This is a genomic window from Variovorax sp. 10N420 (assembly GCF_056394705.1).
On the sequence record NZ_JBFTIJ010000008.1, the window covers coordinates 267043 to 292594 of the forward strand.

Genomic DNA, 25552 nt, shown 5'->3' on the forward strand with positions numbered 1-25552 from the left:
CCTATTGCACCGGCCTGACGACCGCGCGATACGTGGTCGCGGTGGTCGCGGTCGGAAGAATCAGGTTAAGCACGCGGTTCCACTGCACCAGCGGAACAGGGTCCACGTACACCACATCCTTCGGACGAAGGTCGAAGCCGTTCGCCATTGCAATCGCCGTTGGCGTCGCCGCGTCGAGATGGAAGATCGACTGGCCGCCCTTCTCTTCGTTGCGGATGACGTAGATCTGCAGCGGATTCGCCGTGGTCAGGTTCAGACCGCCGACTTCCGTCAGGGCGTCATTGAGCGAGAGATAGCCGTTGCGCATCAGGATGCCAAGCTGCTGGGTCACTTCACCCATCACGGTGACCTTGCTTTCATCGCGGTTGCGCACGTAGATCATGTCCCCCGATTTCAAGGGAATGCGGCTCGGATCGATCCCTGCGTCGGCCATGGCCATCAGGTTGAGCCGAATCGTCTTGCCGTCGCGCGTCAGATTGATGGACGAGCGGTCGCCCGACGGCAATATGCCGCCAGCGCGATTGATCGCCTCGGAGAGCGTCATCGGGATGTCGGTGAACACGAGCAAGCCAGGTTGCCGGATCTCGCCTTCCATGTAGGCCCGCTTGCTCCGGAAAGCCTCCACACGGACGCTCAGTTGCGGGTTTCGGTAGACGCGCGACAGCCGCTTGACCAGCGCATCTTCCATTTCCTGGATGGTCATGCCGGTGACCACGAGCGAGCCGGCGTACGGGAAGCTCAACTGGCCAGTGTTCGACACGATGAAGCCCGGCGCCGGGGAAACGCTGGCCGGGTCGGCCACGGTTGTCGCTGGGACGCCGCTGAACACGATTTCCGGGTGGTCCAGCACGGTGATGCCGACGACGTCACCGGGGCCGAGTCGGTACGGGCCCGGCTCGCCGAGCAAGCCCATGATTTCCGTACCCAATGTGGTCTTCTGCGTCGCAGCGCGCTGGGCCTGGATCAATTGCGGCGTGATCTCGGTGATGGCGCCAGCCGGCGGGGGATCGATCTCGGCCGTCGAGAAGCCGGAAGGCGAAACGGCTTTAGCGGCATCGTTGCCCGCGGAGCGGAAGCCTGGCGCCAGCGGCGCGCACCCCTGTACCAGGAGACCGACAGCAAGCAAACAAGCGGCGTGTAGTGAAAAACGTTTCAAGACCGACCTCATCGTGACCCAAGAATGAATACTTTTGCAAACAGTTACGCACTGTACCTCAGCTAAGGCTGGCACTCAAACCCTTTCTTGGCGTAGTTCATTAGGTAGAGGGCGGCGTAGGAAAAAGGCCGGTCGGGACGTCGTCCAGAATGCCCGACCCTCTCTACGGCCGATGTGCCCTCATCGGCATGCTATTGATTCAATAGCACTTTTCCGCAGCCGGCCGCGCGGCCTCACGGGCTTTCGGTTTGCGCGGCACGCTTCCAGGCTGCGGAAGCCTGATCGGCATCGTCGCGAGCTTCGGCCAGTTGCGCAAGCGCTTGCCAGGCACGCCTGTGTAAATTAGCGTCCTGTAGGCCCAGTCCTGCCTGAGTCAACAACTGTTGGGCCTTGCCCCAAAGCTGCCGCTTCATGCAGGCCATGCCGGCAAGGTATTGCAGGTTGGGGTCGCGCGGGTTGTTCTTCTGCGCTGATTCAATGCGGGCGAGCCACTCTGCGTCGACCGAATCAAGCCCCGCTTCAAGCGCCCGTACCAGTTTCACACGCAGGGATTCGCCCAGACTCTGCGGCTGCTGAACCATGCGTTCCCAGATCGGCAGGAGCCACGCGCGCGCCACCGTCAGGTCGCCGCGCAGTGCCACCATGCGTTGTGCGGCATGGATTGCGACCTCAGGCATTTCGCGCTCGGAGTCTTCGAATGCACTCCATGCGCGCATCAGTTGGGCCGGATCGTGCACGCTCGACAGCAGCTCGGTCGCCAGGCCGCGCACGATACTTTGCGCCGCCGACTGCGAAAACGCCCGATGCTTCGCCAGCAGCCGAGCGGTTTCGAGCGCCTCCAGCGTCCGCCCATCCTGCCGCGCGCCCTTCAGGCGCAGCCTCAGCGCCAGCGTCCGCCGCTGGGCGCCGTGCGGCAGCTCTTCGAGGCGTGCCAGCGCAGCCGGCGCATCGCGATCGTCGAGGGCCCATCGGGCAGCGCGCAACTGCACGCCCTCGCGCGTCTCCGGAGTGACCATCAGTCCGCGCTCCGCGCTCTCATTGAGCGCCTGCTGAAGGTGGGCGTCACGCGCGGCCCGGTCCTGAAGGGCCTGGGCACTTTCAGCCGCCAAAAGATGCGCCATCACGCGAACCTGGTGCGCCTGCGGAAGCTTGGCGTCCAGTGCGGCAAGCGTCCTTTCCTGGACCAGCGCAGCGAGTGCCGCCTTGCGCGCGCGCGAGAAGCGCCCCGCCAGAAGCTGCACGGCCGAATCGAGCAGCGCGCCGTGCAACGCGCGCTCCTTTTGCTGCAGGCGCCATTGGCGCGCTTGCCTCGGCAGCGAAAACAGCGCCGAAAGACCACGCAAAGCGAAGTGCAGGAAAACGAAGGCCACCAGCAGGAGCAACAGCACCAAGTTCAGCGACAGATCAACTCGCCATGGCGGCCAGAACACGGTGATCGTGCCCTGGTTGTTGCCCGCAAAAAGGGCAACGGCGGCCGCGACGGCGAACAGTCCGAGAAGCCAGAGAGCTGCGCGCATGGGCCTAGCGACCGGCGGCCGCGGTGGCAAGCGCGGCCAAGGTTTCATCGACCCGCGGTGGCTCGCTGGTCTTCAGTTGCCCCTGAATCTCCTGAAGCATCGTCGCCGCAGCCTGCACGCGGCGCGATGCCGGATCGAAATAGCGATTGATCGACGTCGAGACGGACGCCAGCTCTCCGCGGGCCGTTTCCACCTGGCGCGACAGCACGGAAAGCCGCGCGTTGAGCAGCTTGAGCTTCAGGTTCTCCCGAAGGAAGAAGGTCTGGTCAGGCGTGAGCAGCACCGCTTCCGGTCGGTCCACACGGCCGACACGCAGCAGCGAACGCGCTTCGTTCTGGACCAGCAGGAGGAAACGCCTCCACCATGGCGCGCCGGGCGGCAAGGGTTCGGACTGAAGCGAATTCACGCCTCTGCCGCCCGCGGAGACAGCATTGGCAACTGGCAGGTCGTCGACGCTGCGGATCAAGTCGTCGAGTCTCCGGAGCGCGTCGCCGGCATCGGCGTTGGCACTGGCGCGGAGCCTGTCGGCATCGTGCTGCATCGCACGCTGCAGCGGCGCGAGGCGCGGTTGCCCGGCGCGGTCGATCCGCAGATCGCCGGCCTTGAGGGCCGCCAGCAACGGCTGCACGTTGCCAGTGACCTGCGCTTGCTGCAATGCCGACCGAATGGCCGCTTCGATATCGACCACCAGGTTCTCGTCGCGCGAGCGCGAGAGGCTTTGCATGAGCTCTTCGAGTTGGGAACGCTGAAGCGCGACTTCGCCGACGCGCGTCTCCACGAGTGCGAGTCGGCCGGCCGTATCGCGAACGATCTCCTGGGCCTGGCGGGCCAATGTGCGCGCCTCGAGGGACTGTGCCAGGGCATCGGCGCTTTGGCGCGCCAGCTGCTCCTGCATGCCGCTGACTCTTTGCCACAGCGCCAGCGAAATGATGAGCGCAACCAGCGCCACGACCGCAAGCAATCCGATCAGCAATCTCCACAGCAAGGCAGCGGCTGATGCGCCGGACAGGGAAGCGGCTTGCACAGGGGGGCGGACAGTGGAATCCGGCATGGGCTCGATCAGGACGGAAGCGTCGCTCATGCGCAGGATTCTATCGATGCGATCAGTGCCGCCAGGGACGGGCTGGAGACGATCACGCGCCCAAAACCCGCTGCACGCGCGGCGTCCGCCACGCGTTCGTGCGTGGCAATTGCGCTTGCGTCGTGCCAGGCGATACCGGGGGTCATCCGCTGCAGATTGGTGATCGCTTCCGAGCTGCTGAACAGCCAGATTGCGGAACCCGTTGCAGCTTCGGCCGCGAGCCGCCGCTCATCGTCGCTGAAGCTGGGGCTCACGCGCCGGTAAGCGGCCACGCCTTCGCAGATGCCGCCTGCCTCCGTGATTTCGCGAGCGAGCCAGTCGCGACCGGTCGCTTGCCCGGACGCGTCGCCGCCGCGAACGATCAGCACGCGGGTGCCCGGCTGCACCTGGCCCCGCACGAGCTGCCAGAGCGCCTCAGAATCGAATTGCGCGGCATCGGAGGCCGGAGCATCAATGGACGACCCAGGCACGCCCGCTTCGCACAGTGCACGGGTCGTGCCGGGCCCGGTCGCCCAGAAGCGGCAGCGAACGGCCGCATCGACCTCCGACTCGCGAAGGAAATGGCCGGCGGCTGCCGCGCTCACGAACATCAAGGCGTCGTATTCGCCGACACGCTGGCGTGCAGCGTCAAGCAACGTCCGGTCGTGGAGCGGGGCGATGGTGATCAACGGCAACGCAAGCGCATCCCATCCCTCCGAACCCAACGCATGCACCCATTTCACCGCCTCTGCGGCAGGACGCGTGACGATCACTCGCCGCGGCATGGTCTCAACGGGCGCCAGCGGCGCGCAGCATCCTGGCGGCGGAGTCACCAAGCGCGCCAGCCTGGGCAAGATCAGCCGCCTCGGCCACGGCATGCACGCGCACCAGCGGCGTCACGCCCTCAGGGTCGCCCCAGGCGGCATCGATGCGCAATGCGCCGTTCGACTGCCATCGGGCGTGCGCCGCGAGCGGCATTGAACAACTACCGCCCATGGCGCGGCTCACTGCGCGTTCGGCGGCCGTGGCAATTCCGTCGGTGCGGCTCGACAACGGCGCGAGCAGGTTGATGAGGTCCGCGCGATCTGCCCGGATTTCGATGCCCAGTGCGCCCTGTCCCGCAGCGGGAAGTATGGTGTCGGGCTCGAATGTTTCGCGGATGCGGTATTCAAGATCGAGCCGCTTGAGCCCGGCGGCTGCGAGCACGATGGCGTCGTACTGCCCTTCATCGAGCTTGCGCAAGCGCGTGTCGAGGTTGCCGCGCAAAGGCTCGATGCGGAGGTCAGGGCGCAGTGCACGCAGCAGCACCACGCGCCGTAAGCTCGAAGTACCGACAACAGCGTTCGCAGGCAGTTCGTCGAGAGAGGCATAGCGCGGCGAGACCAGGGCATCGCGCGGGTCTTCGCGCTCCAGCACGCAGGCGAGCGCGAAGCCTTCGGGAAGATCCATCGGCACATCCTTCAATGAGTGCACGGCGATGTCGGCGCGCCCTTCTTCGAGCGCGAGTTCGAGTTCCTTGACGAACAGGCCCTTGCCGCCAACCTTGCTGAGCGAGCGATCCAGGATCTGGTCGCCACGCGTCGTCATGCCGAGCAGACTGACGGTGTGGCCCTGTTCTTGCAGCAGCGCCTTGACATGCTCGGCTTGCCACATTGCCAGGCGGCTTTCGCGCGTGGCGATCACGATGTTGCTCAAGACCGTTCCAGTGAGAGAGAGTACCTGCAGGGATGCTAGCATGTTGCGCCGCAGCAACGTTGCCGCAGGCCGACCTGACGAGGAGAAGATTCGCATGAAGACGACCCCCGCCCCTGCTGCCGCCAAGCGCAGGCCCAGTGACGAAGACCTGCCGCTGATTGCCGACATCCGATTGCTCGGACGCATCCTGGGCGACGTGATCCGCGAGCAGGAAGGCGAGGAGAGCTATGCACTCGTCGAGAAGATCCGCAAGCTGTCCGTTGCCTTTCGGCGCGACGCGGACCATGCCGCGGACCGAGCGCTCAAGAATCTGCTCAAGGGTCTGAGCGCCGAGGCGACGGTCAGGGTCATTCGCGCGTTCACTTACTTCAGCCATCTGGCCAACCTCGCCGAAGACCGGCACCAGATCCGCCGCAGCACCGAGGCCGAACGGGCCGGAGAAAGCGCCGAAGGCAGCCTGGCGGTCGCCCTCGCACGCATCCGCAAAGCCGGCATCAAGCCCGAAGCCGTGGTCGAATCGCTCGCGCACAGCTATGTGTCTCCGGTGCTCACGGCACATCCGACGGAGGTGCAACGCAAGAGCATCCTCGACGCCGAGCGCGCCATCGCACAACTGCTCGCGGCGCGCGACGACATCGCGCTGCGCCAGCTCGCGTTCGCCGGCAAGAAAGATGCCCTCACGCCCATCGAATACGCCGAGAACGAGAAGCAGATGCGCACCCGCGTCACCCAGTTGTGGCAGACGCGCCTATTGCGCTTTTCCAAGCTGACGGTGGCCGATGAGGTCGAGAACGCACTCAGCTATTACGAAGCGACCTTTCTGCGCGAGATTCCGCGCGTGTATGCCGAGCTTGAGAAAGCGCTGGGCAACGGATCCGGCAGCGCGCCTCCCGTGGCGCCTTTTCTTCGCATGGGCCAGTGGATCGGAGGCGACCGCGACGGCAACCCCAATGTGACCGCCGAGACTCTGGAATACGCCCTGCGTCGCCAAGCCGAGCTGGCATTGCGCCATTACCTGACCGAAGTGCACTTCCTCGGCGGCGAGCTTTCGTTGTCGGCCACGCTGGTGGACGTGTCGGTGGAGATGCAGGCCATGGCCGAGCGCTCGCCCGACAAGAACGAGCATCGCGTCGACGAACCCTACCGCCTCGCGCTGACCGGCATCTATGCGCGGCTGGCAGCCACGCTGCGTGATCTGACCGGCGGGCAAGCCGCTCGCCACGCCGTGCCGCCGCAGAATCCGTACCTCAAGGCCGAGGAGTTCCTCGCCGATCTGCACACCATCGAAGAGTCCCTGGTGGATCAGCACGGCGCCGTGCTGGCCTCTTCACGTCTGCATCCGCTCATCCGCGCAGTGGAGGTGTTCGGATTCCATCTCGCCACGGTGGACCTCCGGCAAAGCTCGGACAAGCACGAGGCAGTGGTGGCCGAGCTCCTCGCCAATGCGCGCATCGAGCCCGAATACGCCGCGCTGCCCGAAGAAGCCAAGCAGACGCTGCTGCTGCGTCTGCTGGACGATGCGCGCCCCTTGCGCGTTCCCGATGCCGACTACTCGCCGCTCGCGAAGAGCGAACTCGCCATCTTTGCGGCGGCCCGCGCCGCGCGCGCGAGGTTCGGCGCGGCGGCCATCCGTCACTACATCATCAGCCACACCGAAACCGTGAGCGACCTGCTCGAAGCGCTGCTTCTTCAAAAAGAGGTTGGCTTGCTGCGCGGCACCTTGGGTGGTGGTGCCCCCACGCACGGCACTGACGTGTCCTTGCTGCCCCCCGAGGGGGAGCGCGCTGGCTTGGGGCGGCCCGGCGCTGCGCGCGGCAACGCCACCTGCGACCTGATCGTGGTGCCGCTCTTCGAGACGATCGAAGACTTGCGAAACGCCGCGCCGATCGTGCGCGCCTTCTATGCCCTGCCCGGCATCCATGCCCTGATCCAGCGCTCGGGCGCCGAGCAGGACGTGATGCTCGGCTACAGCGACAGCAACAAGGACGGCGGGATCTTCACCAGCAATTGGGAGCTCTATCGCGCCGGGCTGGCCCTCGTGGCATTGTTCGACGAATTGAATGCGGAGAGCCGCGTGCCGATCCGCCTGCGCATGTTCCATGGCCGTGGCGGCACTGTGGGCCGTGGCGGCGGCCCCAGCTACCAGGCAATCCTTGCGCAGCCGCCCGGCACCGTGCGCGGGCAGATCCGGCTGACCGAGCAAGGCGAAGTGATCGGGTCCAAGTACGCCAACCACGAGATCGGCCGGCGCAACCTCGAGACCCTGGTCGCGGCCACGCTCGAAGCCACGCTGTTGCCGACGGCCAAGGCGGCGCCAAGCACCTTCATGGCCGCGGCGGCAGAACTCTCGGCCGCCAGCATGGCCGCCTACCGCGCGCTGGTCTACGAGACGCCCGGTTTCGGCGACTACTTCTTCAGCGCCACGCCGATCCGCGAAATCGCCGAACTCAACATCGGCTCGCGCCCCGCTTCGCGCAATCCAAGCCGCAGCATCGAAGACCTTCGCGCCGTGCCGTGGAGTTTCAGCTGGGGGCAATGCCGGCTCACGCTGCCGGGCTGGTACGGCTTCGGTTCCGCCATCGAGCAGTTCCTGGCGGCTGGCAATCCGGCCGCGCGCAAGGAGCGCCAGGCGCTGCTGCAACGCATGTATGCGCAATGGCCGTTCTTTCGCACCCTGCTGTCCAACATGGACATGGTGCTCGCCAAGAGCGATCTGGCCCTGGCGTCGCGCTATTCGGAACTCGTGGCCGAGCGCAAGCTTCGGCAGAAGGTCTTTTCGATGATCGAGGCCGAATGGCACCGCACGTCGGACGCCCTCGTTCTGATCACCGGCGCGCGCCAGCGGCTGGAGGGGAATGCCGAGATGCAGCGGTCGATCCGCCATCGCTTTCCGTACATCGATCCGCTTCATCACCTGCAGGTCGAATTGATGCGACGCTATCGCGCCGGCCAGGTCGATGAACGCCTTCGCAGTGGCATCCACATGTCGATCAACGGCGTGGCCGCAGGGCTTCGAAACACCGGCTAGAAAGGCCGATCGGGGAGCTACTCGCCCAGCAGCTCTCCGATCGGCTGCAGATCCTCGATGTGGTCGCAGATGGCCTTGGCGACCATCATGATCGGAATGCCGAGCAGAAGCCCCCAAATGCCCCAGAGCCAGCCCCAGAAAATCACCCCGACGAACACGGCGACGGGATTCATGCGGCTCGAGCGGCTCGTGAGAAACGGAACGAGCAGGTTGCCCACCAGCGTGTGGATCAACAGCGAAACGCCCCCCACCAGCAGCCCCATCTGGATGCTGTTGAATTGAAGGAATGACACCAGCCCGGCGGCGGCCATGACGATGACCGAGCCAATGTACGGAATGAGGTTGGTCACCGCCGCAACAATGCCCCAGACCGCCGCGTTCTCGAGTCCGATGCCCCAGAAGGAGATGCCGGTGGCAACGCCGACCAGCGCGCTGGTCAGGATCTGCACCATCAGGTAGCGCTCGATGTTCTTGGTGATGTCGTTCAGCACGTGCACCGTGATCTTTTTCTTCTCCAAGCTGGGCCCTGTGATCTTCACGAGCTTGCGGCGAAACGTGTCCCCCGACCCCAGCGCGAAAAACGTCAGGAAGGCGACGAGCGTGAGCTGGCCGGCGGCGGCGATCAGGCCGACCGTGCCGCTCCACAGATAGTCACTCACATTGAACGACGGCTTCTCGATCACCACGCGAGCCACGCCTTTGCGGGCCGCAACCTTGGCCGAGTTCTCTTCCGCCGCCTGCTCGAGCTGCGCGGCTGCCTTCTGCACGGTGTCAAGGGCACTCGTGTCCGTGTTGCGGGGGCTGGTGCGCATCGCGAGCCTCAGCTTCTGCGCCGCAACCGGCAAGGCATCGAGCAGCGCCGAGGCATTGCCGTAAAGCGAATAGCCGGTCCAGCCGAAAGCTCCGCCGACGCCGAGCAGGATCACGGCCGCGCCAATCCAGCGCGAGATCCTGCAGCGTTCGAGCAGGTCGACCAGAGGCGACAGGGCATAGGTCAGCATCAGGCTGACCATCAATGGAATGAACACCGCTGCTGCCCAATGCAGCGCGAAGACACTGGCGAGGACGGCAAGCAGCACCAATGAGGCGCTGCGCACATCGACCGGCATGTGCAGCAGCACGCGTTCGGTCGGCGGCTCTTCGGCGGACGGAACCTCCTCTCCGGTTCTTTCGCTCGCCTTTTCTGCAGACGCCAGTTCGGCTTCGCCTTCGACCTCGACGACTTCGAGTTTTTTCTCGATCTTCAAGTCGGACTCGGTCACGGCGCTCATCGCGGCTCCTTCAACACTTCTCGAACCGTCGGCAGCTGACGCCGCGAGACCACAACCGGCTCGGGAATACCGTCCAGCCGCAACGCCCAGCCTTCCGCATCCTCGCCATCATCGTATTTTTCGAGCGCACGGATCGCCCCGCGTGCCACCAGCGCATTGCGGTGCACGCGCACAAAACGCGCCGGGTAGCGCTCTTCGAGCTCGGCAAGCGAGCCATCGAAGATATGGCTGCGAGATGCCGTGCGAACGGTCAGGTACTTGAACTCGGACTTGAGATACAGCACTTCGGACAGCGGCACTCTTTCGGTACGCCCGCGGTCCTGGATGAGCAGCACGTCCTGCGGCTCGGCCTGGGGGGTGGCGCGGCGATCGCGGAGATGGCGCTCGACCTTCTGCAGCGCTTGCTGAAGGCGTTCGCCCCTTACCGGCTTCGTGAGGTAGTCGAGGGCCTCCAGGTCGAAAGCTGTCACGGCATGAGCGGCATAGGCCGTGACGAACACCACCGCCGGCGCACCTTGCTGGCTGCGCAGACTGCGTGCAAGTTCAAGGCCGTCGATGCCGGGCATATGGACATCCAGCAGCACCAGGTCGAAGTGCGTTGCAGAGAGGCATTTCAGCGCGACATCACCGTTCGCGGCCTCGGCCACCACTTCGGCCGCGGGCGACCGGCATTCGGCCAGCAGCGCGCGCATGCGCGAGCGCGCCAGGGCTTCGTCATCGACGATCAATGTGCGTAGAGTGCTCATGATGCAGCGGGAATGGCAATGCGGACACGGTAGTGCTTCTGGTCCATGCCGGCACTGAATTGCGCCTGCATGTCGTGCAGAAGCCGCAGCCGGTCGCGCACGTTGGCGAGCGCGATCCCGTGGCCGCGCGGAAGGGGCTGGTCCGCCCATCGCAGTGGAGGAAGGCTGTTGATGACTTCGATCAGCACCAGGCTGCCCCGGCGTTCAGTGCGGATGCGAAGCTTGGCAGCTTCAGGGCTCGGCTCCACGCCATGCTTGACCGCGTTTTCCACCAGGGGCTGCAACAGCAGTGGCGGCAGACGAGCCGAATTGGCATCGGGATCGATGTCCCAACGCACCCGCATGCGGTCGCCGAAGCGCACCTGCTCGATGGCAAGGTAGCGCTGCGCCAGCGCGATTTCATCAGCAAGGGTGACCGAGTCCCCGGGATCGGCGAGCGCCTGCCGGAACAGCTCGCTCAGGTCTTCAAGCATTGCCTCGGCTTTCGCGGGCTCTTCGCGCACGAGCGCGATGGCGCTGTTGAGGGTGTTGAAGAGAAAGTGCGGCCGGATGCGTGACTGAAGCTCTTCGAGCCGCGCGGTGGTGGCGGCAGGCGTCTGCCCGCGCGCCCGGAGTATCAATGCCGCCATCATCAAGCTTGCGAACAGCGCGCCCGCCAGGGCACTGCCGATCCATGGGGCGACGCCGACCGCGCCGGTCAGGCGAAGCAGGGCGCATCCGTAGAGCCCTGACGCAGCGCCGAGGATGGCACCGGCTGCGTACTGCCCCCGCTGGGGCAATCGCCCCAGCAGCTTCTTGAGCGCACAGGCAGCCAGCAGCCAGAGCAAGGTCGCGGGCAGCGCGCCGCCTGTCACGGTGGCTGCAAGCAGCAGCCACTCGGCGATCGTCGACGCGAGAAACAGCGCGACAATCGCGACGACTGTCTCGACGAACAGCACCGCACGCAGCACCACGCCGATCTGGCACGCATCGAAAACCACCGACCCGTCGCGCAGCGGCGCTCGCACACCGGCTTGCGAAGGCGTGGGCGAAGAAGGGGTGGCCGATAAAATCGACGGGTTTCGCATCAATGAAACACTGGGTGACCAACCCATTATTGCCTCCCGACTGTTTCCCATGACCCAAAACCAATTCGACAAGAAATCCGAAGCCTGGTCCGCCCTGTTCTCCGAACCGATGAGCGACCTGGTCAAACGCTATACCGCCAGCGTCTTCTTCGACAAGCGGCTGTGGCAGGCAGACATCGAGGGTTCGCTGGCGCATGCGGCGATGTTGGCAGCACAGGGCATCATCGGCGCGCAGGACCACGCCGCAATCGAACGCGGGATGAAGCAGATTTCAGAGGAAATCGAGTCCGGCAGCTTCGACTGGAAACTCGATCTCGAAGACGTACACCTGAACATCGAGGCGCGCCTGACGCAATTGGTCGGCGACGCCGGCAAGCGGCTCCATACTGGCCGAAGCCGCAACGACCAGGTCGCGACCGATGTCCGGCTCTGGCTGCGCGGCGAGATCGACCTCATCGGCGGGTTGCTGGTCGATCTTCAGAGGTCGCTGCTCGAGCTCGCCGACAAGAACGTCGACGTGATCATGCCGGGCTTCACCCACCTGCAGGTTGCGCAGCCGGTGAGCTTCGGGCATCACATGCTGGCGTACGTGGAGATGTTCTCGCGCGATGCCGAGCGCATGGCCGACGTGCGCAAGCGGGTCAACCGGCTGCCGCTCGGCGCCGCCGCTTTGGCGGGGACAAGCTACCCGCTCGATCGCGAGGCCGTTGCCAAGGCGCTGGGCATGGACGGCGTCTGCCAGAACAGCCTCGACGCCGTGAGCGACCGGGATTTCGCCATCGAATTCACCGCCGCGGCTTCGCTCGCCATGGTGCACATCAGCCGGCTGAGCGAAGAGCTCGTGCTTTGGATGAGCCAGTCCTTCGGCTTCATCGACATTGCCGACCGCTTCTGCACGGGCAGCTCGATCATGCCGCAGAAGAAAAATCCGGACGTCCCTGAACTCGCGCGCGGCAAGACGGGCCGCGTGGTCGGGCATTTGATGGCGCTCATCACCCTCATGAAGGGGCAGCCGCTGGCCTACAACAAGGACAACCAGGAAGACAAGGAGCCGCTCTTCGACACGGTCGACACGCTCAAGGACACGCTTCGCATCTTTTCCGAGATGGTGGGCGGAATCACCGTCAAGCCCGAAGCCATGGAAATCGCCGCCCTGCGCGGCTATGCAACCGCAACCGACCTCGCCGACTACCTGGTGAAGAAGGGCCTGCCCTTCCGCGACGCTCACGAGACGGTGGCGCACGCCGTCAAGGCAGCGATATCGCACAAGGTGGACCTGTCGGAGCTGCCGCTTGCCGTGCTGCAGGGCTTCAATCCGACCATCGACAAGGACGTCTACAGCGTGCTGAGCTTGCGCGGCTCACTGACCGCGCGCAATGTTCTCGGCGGGACTGCGCCAGCCCAGGTGCGCCAACAGATCGCACGGCACCGCGCACGCCTCTCCTGAGCAATACGCCCTTGGGCGAGGCCGCGTCGGCCGTCGGGAGTGTTCCCAATTGTAAGTTTGTAGTGCTAAAGTTTGGCACGCTTCGCGCTTGCACTTCAGCAAGACCTGCCGCCCGAAGGTCGACATCTAGCGTCTAACTCATGGAAACACCCAGCTGCGTCGTCGTCATCCTGACTTTCAACTCCGCCTCGATCGTGCGGGAAACCGTGTCCCAGGCGAAGAAGGTGAGCCCTCACGTGTTTGCCGTCGACTCGCATTCGACGGATGGCACGCCCGCGATCCTGGCCGAACTCGGCTGCACCGTGGTGCAGCGCCCGTTTTCGAACTACAGCGACCAGCGAAACTGGGCCATTTCACAGATCGAGCCGTCGTATGGCTGGCAACTCCATCTGGACGCGGACGAAGTGCTGGACGAGCGGGCGGTGGCGGAGATCAACGCCGTCCTGGCCGGCACGCCTGAATTCGATGCGTACCTCATCAGACGGCGCGACTACTTCATGGGCAAGATGCTGCGTTTCAGCGGCGTTAACCCCTGGCACCTGCGGCTCTTTCGCTCTGGCGTCGGACACTGCGAATCCCGGCTCTACGACCAGCACTTCATCAGCCCCGCGAAGCCGGGCCGGCTGAGCGGCTACATGCACGACAAGAACTCGGCGAGGCTGACGGACTGGATCGCCAGCCACAACCGCTGGAGCGATGCCGAAGCCAAGGAAAAGCTCGGCCCCCGCGCCCCATCCGACAAAGTCTTGCAAGCTCGGCTGACAGGCGATGCGCGCGAACGGACGCGCTTCATCAAGGAAATCTATTACAAGCTCCCCACGGGACTTCGTTCACTCAGCTATTTCGTCTACCGTTATGTTTTTCGGCTCGGCTTCCTGGATGGCACGAGGGGCTTCTACTTCGCCTTCTTCCAGGCGCTGTGGTTTCGCATGCTCATAGACGCGAAGATGTACGAGAAACGCACCCAGCAAACCCTGAACTGATCTTTACGGAGTGATCACGCGCATGCGTCAATACAACGCCTCCAAGCGAATGCTCGTCACCGGCGGCGCCGGTTTCCTCGGCAGCCATCTGTGCGACCGCCTCCTCGAACAGGGGCACGACGTGCTGTGCGTCGACAACTTCTTCACCGGCACGAAGCGCAATGTCGAGCACCTGCTCGACCACCCGCGCTTCGAACTGATGCGGCACGACGTGACCTTTCCGCTCTATGTCGAGGTGGACGAGATCTTCAATCTCGCCTGCCCCGCCTCGCCGGTTCACTACCAGCACGATCCGGTGCAGACCACCAAGACGAGCGTGCACGGTGCGATCAACATGCTCGGCCTGGCCAAGCGGGTGCGCGCCAAGATCCTGCAGGCCTCCACGAGCGAGGTCTATGGCGACCCGGAGATCCACCCGCAGGTCGAGTCGTATTGGGGCCGTGTGAACCCGATCGGCATCCGAAGCTGCTATGACGAAGGCAAGCGCTGCGCCGAAACTCTGTTCTTCGACTATCACCGCCAGCACAAGCTGCGCATCAAGGTCGTGCGCATCTTCAACACCTACGGACCGCGCATGCACATGAACGACGGCCGCGTGGTGTCGAACTTCATCGTGCAGGCGCTCCGCGGCCAGGACATCACCATCTACGGCGACGGCCACCAGACGCGCAGCTTCTGCTACGTGGACGATCTCGTCGAAGCCATGATGCGCATGATGAACACCGGCGACGACGTTCCCGGGCCGGTCAACATCGGCAACCCCGGCGAATTCTCGATGCTGGAGTTGGCGAGCAAGGTCATCGAACTCACCGGTTCGAAGAGCAAGCTGGTGCGCATGCCGCTGCCTGCCGACGATCCCAAGCAGCGTCGGCCGGACATTTCAGTGGCGCAGAAGGAACTCGACGGCTGGGCGCCCCGCACTCAGCTCGCCGAAGGTCTCAAGCAGACAATCGCCTACTTCGACAAGATCCTCGCGGAACCTGCCGCGACCTGACCTCATGAATATCACCATCATTGGCACCGGCTATGTCGGGCTTGTCACGGGCGCGTGCCTGGCGGACATCGGCAATCACGTCTTCTGTCTCGACCTGGACGAACGCAAGATCGCCACGCTCAATTCGGGCGGCATTCCGATCTACGAACCTGGCCTGGCCGAAGTCGTCGAGTCGAACGTCGCGGCCAAGCGGATTTCCTTTTCCACCGACATCGAAGCCGCCGTGGCGCATGGGGACATCCAGTTCATCGCCGTCGGAACCCCGCCCGACGAAGACGGCAGCGCCGACATGCAATATGTGCTGGCCGCGGCGCGCAACATCGGCAAATACATGAACAGTTTCAAGGTCATCGTCGACAAGTCGACGGTGCCCGTGGGCACGGCCGATCGCGTGACGGCGGTGATCCAGGAAGAGCTCGACAAGCGCGGACGCGCCGACCTGCATTTCTCCGTGGTCAGCAACCCCGAATTCCTGAAGGAAGGCGCGGCCGTCGAGGATTTCATGCGGCCCGACCGCATCGTCATCGGCTATTCGGACGACGAACACGGCCGCGAGGCACTGCGCTGGATGCGCAAGCTGTATGCGCCCTTCAATCGGAACCACGAGCGCACGCGGGTGATGGACGTGCACTCGGCGGAGTTCACCAAGTACGCCGCCAACGCGATGCTCGCCACACGCATCAGCTTCATGAACGAGCTGGCCAATCTGGCTGATCGCGTGGGCGCCGACATCGAAGCCGTGCGCCAGGGCATCGGGTCCGATCCGCGCATCGGCTACAGCTTTCTGTATGCCGGCACTGGCTACGGCGGAAGCTGCTTCCCCAAGGACATCCAGGCGCTGACGCGCACCGCGCGGGGCAACGGGCAGACGCTGCGCGTGCTCGAAGCCGTGGAAGCCGTCAACAACGAGCAGAAGCGCGCGCTGACCAACAAGGTGCTCGCGCGATTCGGCAACGACCTCAGTGGACGGACCTTTGCGCTGTGGGGGCTGGCTTTCAAGCCGAATACGGACGACATGCGCGAAGCACCGAGCCGCGTCGTGATCGACGTGCTGCTGCGTGCCGGTGCCAAGGTGGTGGCGCATGACCCGATCGCGGTCGAGGAAACCCGGCGCGTGCTGCAACTCGACTTTGCGGACGCGCCTTCGCTGGTCGAGCAGATCAGCTACTGCTCGCCCAAGGATCCGATGAGCGCGCTGGACGGCGCGGACGCACTGATCATCATCACCGAGTGGAAGGCCTATCGCAGCCCCAACCTCGAGCGGCTCAAGTCGCTGATGAAGTCGCCGGTCATCTTCGACGGCCGCAACCTGTACGAGCCGAGCACGATGAAGCAAGCCGGCATCGTCTATCACGGCATCGGGCGCAACAGCTTCTGAGTCCGTGTCGATGGCGTTGAAATCTGCCCGGCTGGCCGTTCTCTCGCTGGCACTGCTGAGCGGGTTTGCGTCGCAGGCGCAAAACGTCTCCGCTCAGGCCCGCTGGCAAGGCGAGCTCAATGCCTTTGCGCAAGCCGACCGCGAGCATCCCCCCGCCAAGGACGGCGTGCTCTTCGTCGGCAGTTCGACCATTCGCATGTGGCAGGACATCGCGCGCGACTTTCGGGACCAGCCGGTGGTGATCAATCGCGGGTTCGGCGGCTCGACCATGGAAGATTCCAGCTTGTTCGCCCGGGAACTCGTCGTGCGCTACAGGCCCAGAATCGTCCTGGTCTACGCCGGCGACAACGACCTGGCCGAGGGCCGCTCGCCGATGCAAGTGCTTGAAAGCTTTGCGCGCTTCGCGAACGTGGTGCGCTCCGATCTGCCGGACACTCGCATCGCCTTCATCTCGGTCAAGCCCAGCCCCTCCCGGGAAAAGCTGATGCCGCAGATCCGGGAAACCAACGACGCGATCGCGGCCTATCTTCGCAGGCTTCCCAACAGCGACTACATCGACGTATACACGCCGATGCTGGGCGCGGACGGACGGCCCCGCCCCGAGTTGTTCCGCGCCGACCAGTTGCACATGAACGACGAAGGCTATCGCTTGTGGCAGTCGTTGATCGCGTCGCACCTGCCCGATCCGACCCAGCGCCCCGATCCGTCAGTCGCTCAGGGGCTGCGCTAGACGGGCGGGCATTTTCTTTCGCTCGTCTCCCCAGAGGCTGATCCGCGCCACCGCGTAGAGCCCGCAAAACACCGCGCCCAGCAGCAGGGCGTCGCCCCACCAAGGCCGCACGGTCTGGCTGTCGCCGTAGATCGCGAGCACCAGCAGGACCGCCACCAATTGCGCGCAGAACACCGGCAATGAAGCGCGCCCCATCGCTTCCAGCCAATGCAGGCGCGGTATGCGCCGCATGAAGGCCGGACCGAACTGGATGGCGAGGATGCCGAGCACGACGAGATTCACGATCCGGAGCGGACCGAGCAGCCATTTGTCGAACAGCAGGTTGAGCTCCGTATCGCCCCCGAAAGGCGCTTGCCCGTTGATGCCGTGGTGCCGCCAGTAAACGCCGTAGATCGCCGTCGCGCCAGCGAGCGTGATCAACCACCTTGGAAAGCGAAAAGGCTGCGCGTCGGGCGCATTGCGGCTCGCGCCCATCCACAAGCCGGCGAACCAAAGGAACTGCCATGCAAACGCATTGAAAGCCCCCGTCTCATGGAACGGCACCGACAGGCCCAGGTGCCGTGCCGCCGCTTCGTAGAGCCACTCGCTCAAGCCGAACTGCGCCAGCGCCCAAACGGTTGCGCTCGCCGCCATCACGCCGATCCAGCCACGCCGCAGTGCGAAAGCCAAGACCCAGGGGCTCATCAGCATGAAGAAGATGTACATCGGCAAGATGTCGAGCAGTGCCGGTTCATAGATCAGCAGCAGCGAATAGATGAAGCCCTCGCGCGGATTGGCGAGATAGAAGGACAACAGGTTCTTGACTGCCGGCTGGTCGATGCGCAGCCCCACTGCCGAGATGATGGTGAACAGGAACAACAGCGTCGCGGCCTGGCTCAGGTACACCTTGAGCGCGCGCCGCCAGAAAGCCCGGCGCATCGAGCTCACGCCCTGGTTGTAGCTGACGCGGCTGTAGACCCCTCCCGACACGAAGGCCGACAGCAACACGAAGCCCTCCGCCGCCGAGACGAATCCGAAGGGCTGCCCCAGCGGATCGGTGAGGCGCGTCGGCAAGTGGGTCACTGTCATCAGCACAAGCATGAGCCCGCGCAGCGCATCGATCTCCCAGTAGCGTTTCACCGGATGCTCGGGTTCGTCTGAAGAAAGGTCAGGCCAGTTTGCGGATCGCGTCGATCACGGTGGCACTGTAGTTGCGCCACGTATAGGTGGCGGCGTGCTGGATCGCCTGTTGTTTCATCGCGGGGAGTTCCTGCCTGTTCTGGCTGAACCAGGCGAGTTTTTCCGCGATTTTTTCGGGCGAGCGAATCGGCACCAGGAAACCGGTCTTGCCCTCGATGATCAGGTCTTCCCCGCCGGTGTTGGGCGTGATGACCAGCGGCAAGCCCTGGCTCATGGCCTCCTGCATCACGAGCGCGCGCCCCTCGAAGAGCGAAGGCAGGCAGAAGACGTCGCAGCTTCGCATCAAGGCCAGCACTTCGGCGTGCGGCCGGCCCTTTTCGTAGGTGAAGCCCGCATATTGCCGGCGATAGAACTCGTGGCTGCCAAGCAGTGTGCCCATGACGACGAGTTCGATGTTCTCGCCCTCGAGCAGGTGCATGGCCTGCAACAAGTCGGCCAGGCCTTTGCGCTGTCCCATCGAGCCCGCGAACAGCACCCGCAACGGGCGCGACGGATCCACGGCTTGCAAGGCCCCAAGGTTTGCGGACACCGGCGAGCCGAAAGGCGACAGCACGCGTGCCTTGCCGGCAGCCCAGGCCGGCAGCGAGTCAGCGACGAAGGTGCTCGGAACGACCACCAGGTCGGCGAGTTCGAGTTCCTGGACCTTGCGCTCCAGCTTGGCCTCCGAATCGGACATGCCTCCGCCCAGGGTTTCGATCCATTCGGGCAGGCGCTGCGCCTCTTCCTGCATCAACTTGCGGCCCACCTCCCAGTAGGCGATCGGAAGGTCATAGACACGGTGAATGCCGAGCGCCTTCGCTGCCCTGAAACTGTCGAGCGCCGAGTCTTCGTAGCTGTAGACGGCGCCGAGTTGCTGCTGCCGATGCACGCCCGGCAGCGCTCGCGCGACGAAGCGATCGAAATCGTGCAGCACGGCATCAATCGACGCGAATCCCGCTTCATGTCGTCGCCAATAGTCCCAGCCGTATCGGTTGCAGATCATCCGCGCGAACTCGCGCCAAGGATGCTGGATGATCTTGCGGCTGGGAAGGTCGAAGCGCCGCCGAAGAAGCTGCCGGCCCAATCGCTCAGGCACGAGCTTGACGGCGACACTGTCGGGGCCGACCGCGAAAGTCGTTGCAAAACGAGCCAGCATGTCCGCCCCCTCCAGGCCATCGAGCATGGCTCGGACGTTCTGGTTGCCGGCGGGATGGCTGAACAGCAATTTCATATCGATCGATCATAGTGGAGGCACATCGCGTGCCAGAGCCGCGCGTGGTCGATGCGCTACCCTTCGGGCCGAAGGAGAAGTCTGTTGAAAACAACAATGACATTGCGCTGTGTGAGCGCCATGGCGCTGGCTCTGTCCGCGCTCGGCGCACACGCCTTTCAGATCGCCAGCCTCACGCCACAAGGCGAAGTCGCACGCATTCGCCAGGTGGTCGCCAAGTTCGACCAGGCTGCCGTCAAGTTCGGCGACCCCAAGGCACCGGCGCCGCTCGCCGTGAGCTGCTCGGACGCGCAAGCCGCCAAGGGCAACGGGCGCTGGACCGGCGAGAAGCAATGGGTTTTCGATTTCGAGAACGATCTGCCACCGGGCGTGCGCTGCACGGCGACGCGCGTGGCTGGATTCAAGTCGCCTGCGGGCGCGGAACTGACCGGCCCCGAGCGCTACCAGTTCAACAGCGGCGGCCCCTTCATTCGCTACTGGCAACCCAGCAACGGAAAGATCGACGAGCAGCAGTTGTTCATGCTCGAACTCAACGGCCCCGCCACGGGCGAGAGCGTGCAGGCCAACGTGTGGTGCGCCGCCGACGGCATCGGCGAACGCATTCCGGTCAAGCTCGTCGACGGGGCACAACGCGAGGCCCTGCTCAAGTCTTTCGGGCGCGACAAGGAGGCAGAAAAGGCGCCCCTGCGCTTCGTGACCCTGCAGTGCAATCGAACGCTGCCCGCCGGCGGCCGCGTGCAGCTGGTCTACGGCAAGGGCGTGGCCACACCTTCGGGGGTCGTGAACACGGTCGAACGGCGGCTGAACTTCGAAGTGCGCGAACCCTTCGCCATTTCGTTCAGCTGCGAGCGCGAGAACGCGCAGTCCGCTTGCCTGCCGCTGCGGCCGATGGAGCTGCGGTTCAATGCATCGGTGACCCGCAAGCTGGCCGCACAGATCGTGCTCAAAGGCAACGGCAAGAGCCTGCCGCCGAAGTTCGACGACAACGCCACGAACGACGAGGACGCGGTGGTCGAATCCGTGAGCTTCCCGGCGCCTTTCGCGGAACAGACGCCGTACACGATCGAGCTGCCGAAGAACTTCCAGGATGCCTCCGGTCGCCCTTTGGCTTCGCAGGGCAGCTTTCCGATGAAGGTCGCGACCGGCGCGATGCCACCGCTGGCTAAGTTCGCGGCCTCTCCGTTCGGCGTTGTCGAGCGCCTGGCGGAGCCCGATGGCGTCGCGCTGATGCCAGTGACGGTGCGCCGGGTCGAGCCTGCGCTGCAGGTGCGGGCGCTCACGCTTGGCAAGGTCAGCGACATGAACCCGAAGACCGACGCGGAAATCATCGCGTGGTTCCGCAAGGTTCGCCGCTATGACAACTACACGGTGTCCCGCAAGCTCGCAGCCCGGGACGTCAAGGGCGCGCTGCCGAAGGTGATCGACAAGGACGATCGCGACGACATCCAGACGCGCATGATTTCACTGCTGGCGGGCCAGAGCGGCGTCAAATCGCTGGACATGCCGAAGACCGAAGGCACCGACCCCCGGCCTTTCGAGGTGGTTGGCATTCCGCTGACACCAGGCTTTCACGTGCTGGAGATCGCATCGCAGAAGCTGGGCGACGCACTGCTCGACGAGCGCTACGGCAGCGGCCGCACGATGTACGTGCGGACGACCGCGCTGGCGACCAACCTCGCCGTGCACTTCAAGCTCGGCCGCGAGAATTCGCTGGCCTGGGTGACCACGCTGGACAAGGGCAAGGTGGTGCCGAACGCCAGCGTCCGCGTGTCGAGCTGCGACGGCAAGGAAGTGGCCTCGGGCACGACCGACTCAAGGGGCATCGCGCAGTTGGCAGGCATTTCTTCCAATGCCCCAGGCTGCTCCACCGACGAGGACTACAGCGCCGACGCCTACTTCGTCAGTGCCCGCGCCAAGGATGCCGAAGGCGTCGAGGACCTCGCCTTCACATGGAGCGACTGGCAGCGCGGCATCGAGCCCTGGCGCTTCAATGTCCCGACGAGCCTGGACGCCGAGCCCGACCGCATCGCCCACACGGTGTTCGACCGCACGCTGCTGCGCGCCGGCGAAACGGTGTCGATGAAGCACATCCTGCGCACGCAGATGCGCAGCGGCTTCGGACTGCCTCCTGACCTCCCCGACACACTGGTCGTGACGCATGTCGGCAGCGGACAGCAGTTCACCCAGCCCGTCAAATGGCGCAACACCCCAACCGGTGGGCGCAGCGCGGAAAACACCTTCGACATTCCACCGGCCGCCAAGCTCGGCATCTACCAAGTCGAATTGCGCGCTGGCGCCGGAGACGGCCGCCGCACCTACGCCACAGGACAGTTCAGAGTCGAAGAGTTCCGCCTTCCGGTGCTCGAAGGCCGGATCGCACCCGCCGACAAGAATCCGCTGGTGGCGGCCACGTCCGTGCCAGTCGACGTGCAGATCAACTACGTGGCGGGCGGCGGCGCGGCCAGCCTGCCGGTGCGCGTGTCCGCGATGGTGCGTGGCAAGAGCCTTTCGTTCCCGGACTTCGAGTCGTTCAGCTTCTCGCCGCCTCGAAGGGAGCGCACGGCGGCCAGCGACACGGGCGAGGAGGAATCGACCCCCGACGACGCGCGCATCGTCGCGGACAAGCTGCCGCTCACGCTCGACCGCAATGGCGCCGGCAAGGTCGTCATCGACAAGATCCCCGTCGACAAGGCCACGCCGCGCGAACTCCTTCTCGAGGCCACCTATGCCGATCCCAATGGCGAAGTCCAGACCTTGCGCAGCACGCAGACGCTCTGGCCCGCGGGCGTGATCGCCGGCATCAAGACCGAAGGATGGGTTTCGACGAAGCAGAAGATGCGCTTTCAGGCGCTCGCGCTCGATCTGGCCGGCAAGCCGCAGGAAGGCGTGACGCTCAACGTGCGTGCGGTCGCGCGCATCACTACCACCAGCCGCAAGCGGATGGTCGGCGGCTTCTACACCTACGACAACAAGACGGATGTCAGGGACATCGGAACGGTCTGCAGCGGCAAGAGCGACGCGCGCGGGCTGTTGTTGTGCGAGGTCGACCTCAAGGAAGCAGGCGAGATCGAACTCGTCGCCAGCGCCACCGACAAGGAAGGCCGCGACAGCCGCGCTGCGAGTTCGGTCTATGTCACGCGACAGGGCGAGCTCTGGTTCGGCGGGGAGGACAACGATCGCATCGACGTTCTTCCGGAAAAGAAGAGCTACCAGCCCGGCGAGGTCGCCCGTTTCCAGGTGCGAAGCCCGTTCCGCTTTTCGACGGCGCTGGTGTCCGTCGAGCGCGAAGGCGTCATCGAGACGCACGTGGTGCAGCTCAACGGACAGGACCCGACGGTCAGCCTGCAGATCAAGCCCGATTGGGGGCCGAATGTCTACGTCAGCGTGCTCGCGCTGCGCGGTCGCCTGCGCGAGGTGCCGTGGTACAGCTTCTTCACCTGGGGCTTCAAGGCGCCGCGCGAATGGTGGACGGCCTTCTGGTACGAAGGCAAGGAATACGTCGCACCGACCGCATTGGTGGACCTCAGCAAACCCGCGTTCAGACTGGGGCTCGCGGAAATCCGCGTCGGCACCCAGGCCAACCAGATCGACGTGAAGGTGGCGAGCGACAAGCTCAGCTATCCCGTGCGCGGCCAAGCGCAGATCACGATCACCGGCAAGCTGCCCGATGGAAAGCCGGCTGCCGGTGCCGAAGTGGCACTGGCCGCAGTCGACCAGTCGCTCCTCGAACTGATGCCCAACGACAGTTGGAACCTGCTCGAAGCCATGCTGCAGCGGCGCAGTTGGGGCGTCAGCACTTCCACGGCGCAGATGGAGATCGTCGGCAGGCGGCATTACGGGCGCAAGGCGGTGCCGGCCGGCGGAGGCGGCGGCAAGAGCCCGACGCGCGAACTGCTCGACACGCTGCTGCTGTGGAAGCCTGCGATCGTGCTCGATCCCAATGGACAGGCTACCGTCACGGTGCCGCTGAACGATGCGCTCACCACCTTCAGGATCGTTGCGGTCGCTGATGCCGGCACGGGCTTGTTCGGCACCGGGCAGACATCGATCCAGTCGGCGCAAGACCTGCAGATCATCAGCGGCTTGCCGCCGCTGGTGCGCGAGGACGACCAGTTCCGCGCACAGATCACGCTGCGCAACACAACCCACAAGGACATGAAGGTCGAGGCGACGCCGCGCGCCACCCTGCTGACGCTGCCGCCGCAGACGGTGGACATCCCCGCCGGCGAGGCCCGCGAAATCGGCTGGACGGTGACGGCCCCGGCGCAACTCGCGCAAACGCGCGCCGAAGCGATCCTGTGGGAGATCGAGGCTCGCGACACGCTAGGCGATGCTCGCGATGCGCTGACAGTGCGCCAACGCATCGTGCCTGCGGTACCGCTGACGGTTCAGCAAGCCACGCTCGTGCAGATCGAGGCGCCCTTCAGCCTCGAGGTGGCGCCGCCGGCCGACGCCCTGCCCGGTCGCGGCGGCGTGCGGCTCTCGCTTCAGCCTCGCCTGGCCGAAGGACTGACCGGCGTGCGGGACTGGTTTGCGGCCTATCCGTACGCCTGTCTGGAGCAAAAGACCAGCAAATCCATTGGCCTGCGCGACGGCAAGGCATGGCAGGCCGTCGTCGGGCAGCTGCCGAGCTACCTCGACAGCGATGGGCTCGCCAACTACTTTCCCCCGCGTGACGGGGAAGCCAATCGCGGCAGCGACATCCTGACCGCTTACCTGCTGGGCGCAACGCACGAAGCGGCCGCGCTCGATCCGGCCTTTGCGCTGCCCGACGCCGCGCGCGCACCGATGGAACAGGGCCTGATCGCGTTCGTCGAGGGCCGCATCCAGCGCGAGTTCTGGAGCCCGCGCAAAGACCTGGACGTGCGCAAGATCGCCGCGCTCGAAGCGCTGTCGCGCTACGGAAAGGCGCAAGGCCGCATGGCCGGCAGCATCACGATCGCGCCCAACCAATGGCCGACCAGCGCAGTGATCGACTGGCTCAGCATCCTCAAGCGCGTGCCGGACGTGCCCCAGCGCCAGCAGCGGATGGACGAAGCCAACAACGTGCTCAAGGCACGCCTGAGCTATCAGGGCACGAGGCTGATCTTCAGCACTGAACAGGACGACAACTGGTGGTGGCTGATGACCAACGGCGACGTCAACACCGCGCGCCTCCTGCTGACGGTGATGGACGATCCCGCCTGGAAGGACGATATTGCGAAGCTCGCCAACGGCTTCATCGGCCGGCAACAGAACGGCGCATGGCACACCACCACGGCCAACCTGTGGGGTGGTCTGGCGCTGGAGAAATTCTCGAAGCAGTTCGAAAGCGCACCCGTCACCGGCGTCACGGCCGCGAGTCTGGGTGCCGCCAAGGCAGAGGTCGATTGGAACAAGGTCGAACGCGTCAAACCCGGCGATGCCGGCGGCGCGCCGAACCAGACGACCGCGTTCGGCGCTCCGGCGTCGCCGGGGAATTTGCGCAACAACAGCATGTTCCTGCCGTGGCCGACTTCGTCGACATCGCCGGCACCGCAGTCCGCCCACGACGCACTGCTCGTGACGCAAAACGGCGCCGGCAAACCGTGGTTGACGGCGCAGTCGATCGCCGCTGTCGAACTCAAGGCGCCCTTCGCTGCGGGCTATGCGATCAAGAAGACCATCACCCCCGTCGAGCAGGCGGTGCCCGGCATCTATACGCGCGGCGACGTGCTGCGCGTCAGCCTCGAAGTGAATGCGAGCGCGGACATGACCTGGGTGGCAATCACCGATCCGATTCCGGGCGGGGCGACGATTCTCGGCAGCGGGCTGGGGCGCGATTCGCAGATAGCGACCCAGGGCGAGAAGCGCTCCGGCAGCGGCTGGCCTGCCTTCGAGGAACGCAGCTTCGAGTCCTTCCGCAGTTACTACGAGTACCTTCCGAAGGGGGTCGTGAAGATGGAATACACCTTCCGGCTCAACAACGTGGGCGATTTTTCGCTGCCGCCCAGCCGCGTCGAAGCGCTGTATGCACCGGAAATGTTTGGCGAGGCCCCCAATGCCCGAATCAAGGTGGAGGCGCCGAAGTAGCGGTCGGGCTTGAGCTTCTGCTCGAACTTGAGCAAACTGC

17 protein-coding genes are annotated in these 25552 nt (G+C 64.9%); 7 read left to right on the top strand and 10 right to left on the bottom strand.

Features of this window, described 5'->3' with window-relative positions; translation table 11 throughout:
- Window position 1: 1 nt before the first annotated feature.
- The 5 genes from AC1DEK_RS21645 to hemC all read right to left on the bottom strand — a co-directional run bounded on the left by AC1DEK_RS21645 (window position 2) and on the right by hemC (window position 5470).
- Window positions 2–1156, bottom strand: coding sequence for a polysaccharide biosynthesis/export family protein (locus AC1DEK_RS21645; protein WP_478127331.1), 1155 nt, complete (start codon window positions 1154–1156; stop codon window positions 2–4).
- A 233-nt stretch (window positions 1157–1389) separates the two neighbouring features.
- Window positions 1390–2673 (bottom strand): heme biosynthesis HemY N-terminal domain-containing protein, encoded by a 1284-nt coding sequence (locus tag AC1DEK_RS21650; RefSeq protein ID WP_478127332.1) that lies wholly within the window; start codon window positions 2671–2673, stop codon window positions 1390–1392.
- Window positions 2674–2677: 4 nt separating this feature from the next.
- A complete protein-coding gene (locus AC1DEK_RS21655) occupies window positions 2678–3754 on the bottom strand; it encodes a uroporphyrinogen-III C-methyltransferase (RefSeq protein WP_478127333.1) in 1077 nt (358 codons plus the stop codon).
- Entirely contained in the window at window positions 3751–4518 is a 768-nt protein-coding gene (locus AC1DEK_RS21660) for a uroporphyrinogen-III synthase (protein WP_478127334.1), read from the bottom strand. The genes AC1DEK_RS21655 and AC1DEK_RS21660 overlap by 4 nt, the downstream gene beginning before the upstream one ends.
- Window positions 4519–4522: 4 nt before the next feature.
- Window positions 4523–5470, bottom strand: a complete 948-nt coding sequence (hemC, locus tag AC1DEK_RS21665; protein WP_478127335.1) for a hydroxymethylbilane synthase — start codon at window positions 5468–5470, stop codon at window positions 4523–4525.
- Window positions 5471–5522: 52 nt separating this feature from the next.
- Here hemC and ppc point away from each other — a divergent pair, with 52 nt between their 5' ends.
- Entirely contained in the window at window positions 5523–8456 is a 2934-nt protein-coding gene (gene ppc, locus AC1DEK_RS21670) for a phosphoenolpyruvate carboxylase (protein WP_478127336.1), read from the top strand.
- A 17-nt stretch (window positions 8457–8473) separates the two neighbouring features.
- Here ppc and AC1DEK_RS21675 read toward each other — a convergent pair whose 3' ends face one another.
- From AC1DEK_RS21675 to AC1DEK_RS21685, 3 genes are read right to left on the bottom strand one after another with little or no spacing between them, the layout of a single operon-like run.
- Entirely contained in the window at window positions 8474–9727 is a 1254-nt protein-coding gene (locus AC1DEK_RS21675; protein ID WP_478127337.1) for an AI-2E family transporter, read from the bottom strand.
- Window positions 9724–10473, bottom strand: a complete 750-nt coding sequence (locus AC1DEK_RS21680) for a LytR/AlgR family response regulator transcription factor (RefSeq protein WP_478127338.1) — start codon at window positions 10471–10473, stop codon at window positions 9724–9726. The genes AC1DEK_RS21675 and AC1DEK_RS21680 overlap by 4 nt, the downstream gene beginning before the upstream one ends.
- Window positions 10470–11567 carry a sensor histidine kinase gene (locus tag AC1DEK_RS21685; protein WP_478127339.1) on the bottom strand — a complete coding sequence of 366 codons (1098 nt, stop codon included), beginning with the start codon at window positions 11565–11567 and terminating at the stop codon, window positions 10470–10472. The genes AC1DEK_RS21680 and AC1DEK_RS21685 overlap by 4 nt, the downstream gene beginning before the upstream one ends.
- Window positions 11568–11589: 22 nt before the next feature.
- Between AC1DEK_RS21685 and argH the strand changes: the two genes are divergently transcribed.
- The 5 genes from argH (at window position 11590) to AC1DEK_RS21710 (ending at window position 17072) form a co-directional block, all read left to right on the top strand.
- Complete coding sequence (gene argH, locus AC1DEK_RS21690; RefSeq protein WP_478127340.1) at window positions 11590–12987, top strand: argininosuccinate lyase; 1398 nt, start codon at window positions 11590–11592, stop codon at window positions 12985–12987.
- 140 nt (window positions 12988–13127) lie between these two features.
- Window positions 13128–13970, top strand: a complete 843-nt coding sequence (locus tag AC1DEK_RS21695) for a glycosyltransferase family 2 protein (RefSeq protein ID WP_478127341.1) — start codon at window positions 13128–13130, stop codon at window positions 13968–13970.
- 22 nt (window positions 13971–13992) lie between these two features.
- The gene (locus AC1DEK_RS21700) at window positions 13993–14964 is read left to right on the top strand and encodes a UDP-glucuronic acid decarboxylase family protein (protein WP_478127342.1); all 972 of its coding nucleotides are present in this window, start codon (window positions 13993–13995) and stop codon (window positions 14962–14964) included.
- A gap of 4 nt (window positions 14965–14968) precedes the next feature.
- Complete coding sequence (locus tag AC1DEK_RS21705; protein WP_478127343.1) at window positions 14969–16342, top strand: UDP-glucose dehydrogenase family protein; 1374 nt, start codon at window positions 14969–14971, stop codon at window positions 16340–16342.
- Window positions 16343–16352: 10 nt separating this feature from the next.
- A complete protein-coding gene (locus tag AC1DEK_RS21710) occupies window positions 16353–17072 on the top strand; it encodes an SGNH/GDSL hydrolase family protein (protein WP_478127344.1) in 720 nt (239 codons plus the stop codon).
- Here AC1DEK_RS21710 and opgC read toward each other — a convergent pair.
- Window positions 17049–18191, bottom strand: coding sequence for an OpgC domain-containing protein (gene opgC, locus AC1DEK_RS21715; protein ID WP_478127345.1), 1143 nt, complete (start codon window positions 18189–18191; stop codon window positions 17049–17051). The genes AC1DEK_RS21710 and opgC overlap by 24 nt on opposite strands.
- A gap of 28 nt (window positions 18192–18219) precedes the next feature.
- On the bottom strand, window positions 18220–19461 hold the full coding sequence (locus AC1DEK_RS21720) for a glycosyltransferase family 4 protein (protein ID WP_478127346.1): 1242 nt from the start codon (window positions 19459–19461) through the stop codon (window positions 18220–18222).
- A gap of 96 nt (window positions 19462–19557) precedes the next feature.
- Between AC1DEK_RS21720 and AC1DEK_RS21725 the strand changes: the two genes are divergently transcribed.
- The gene (locus tag AC1DEK_RS21725) at window positions 19558–25512 is read left to right on the top strand and encodes an alpha-2-macroglobulin family protein (protein ID WP_478127375.1); all 5955 of its coding nucleotides are present in this window, start codon (window positions 19558–19560) and stop codon (window positions 25510–25512) included.
- The last annotated feature ends 40 nt before the right edge of the window (window positions 25513–25552 follow it).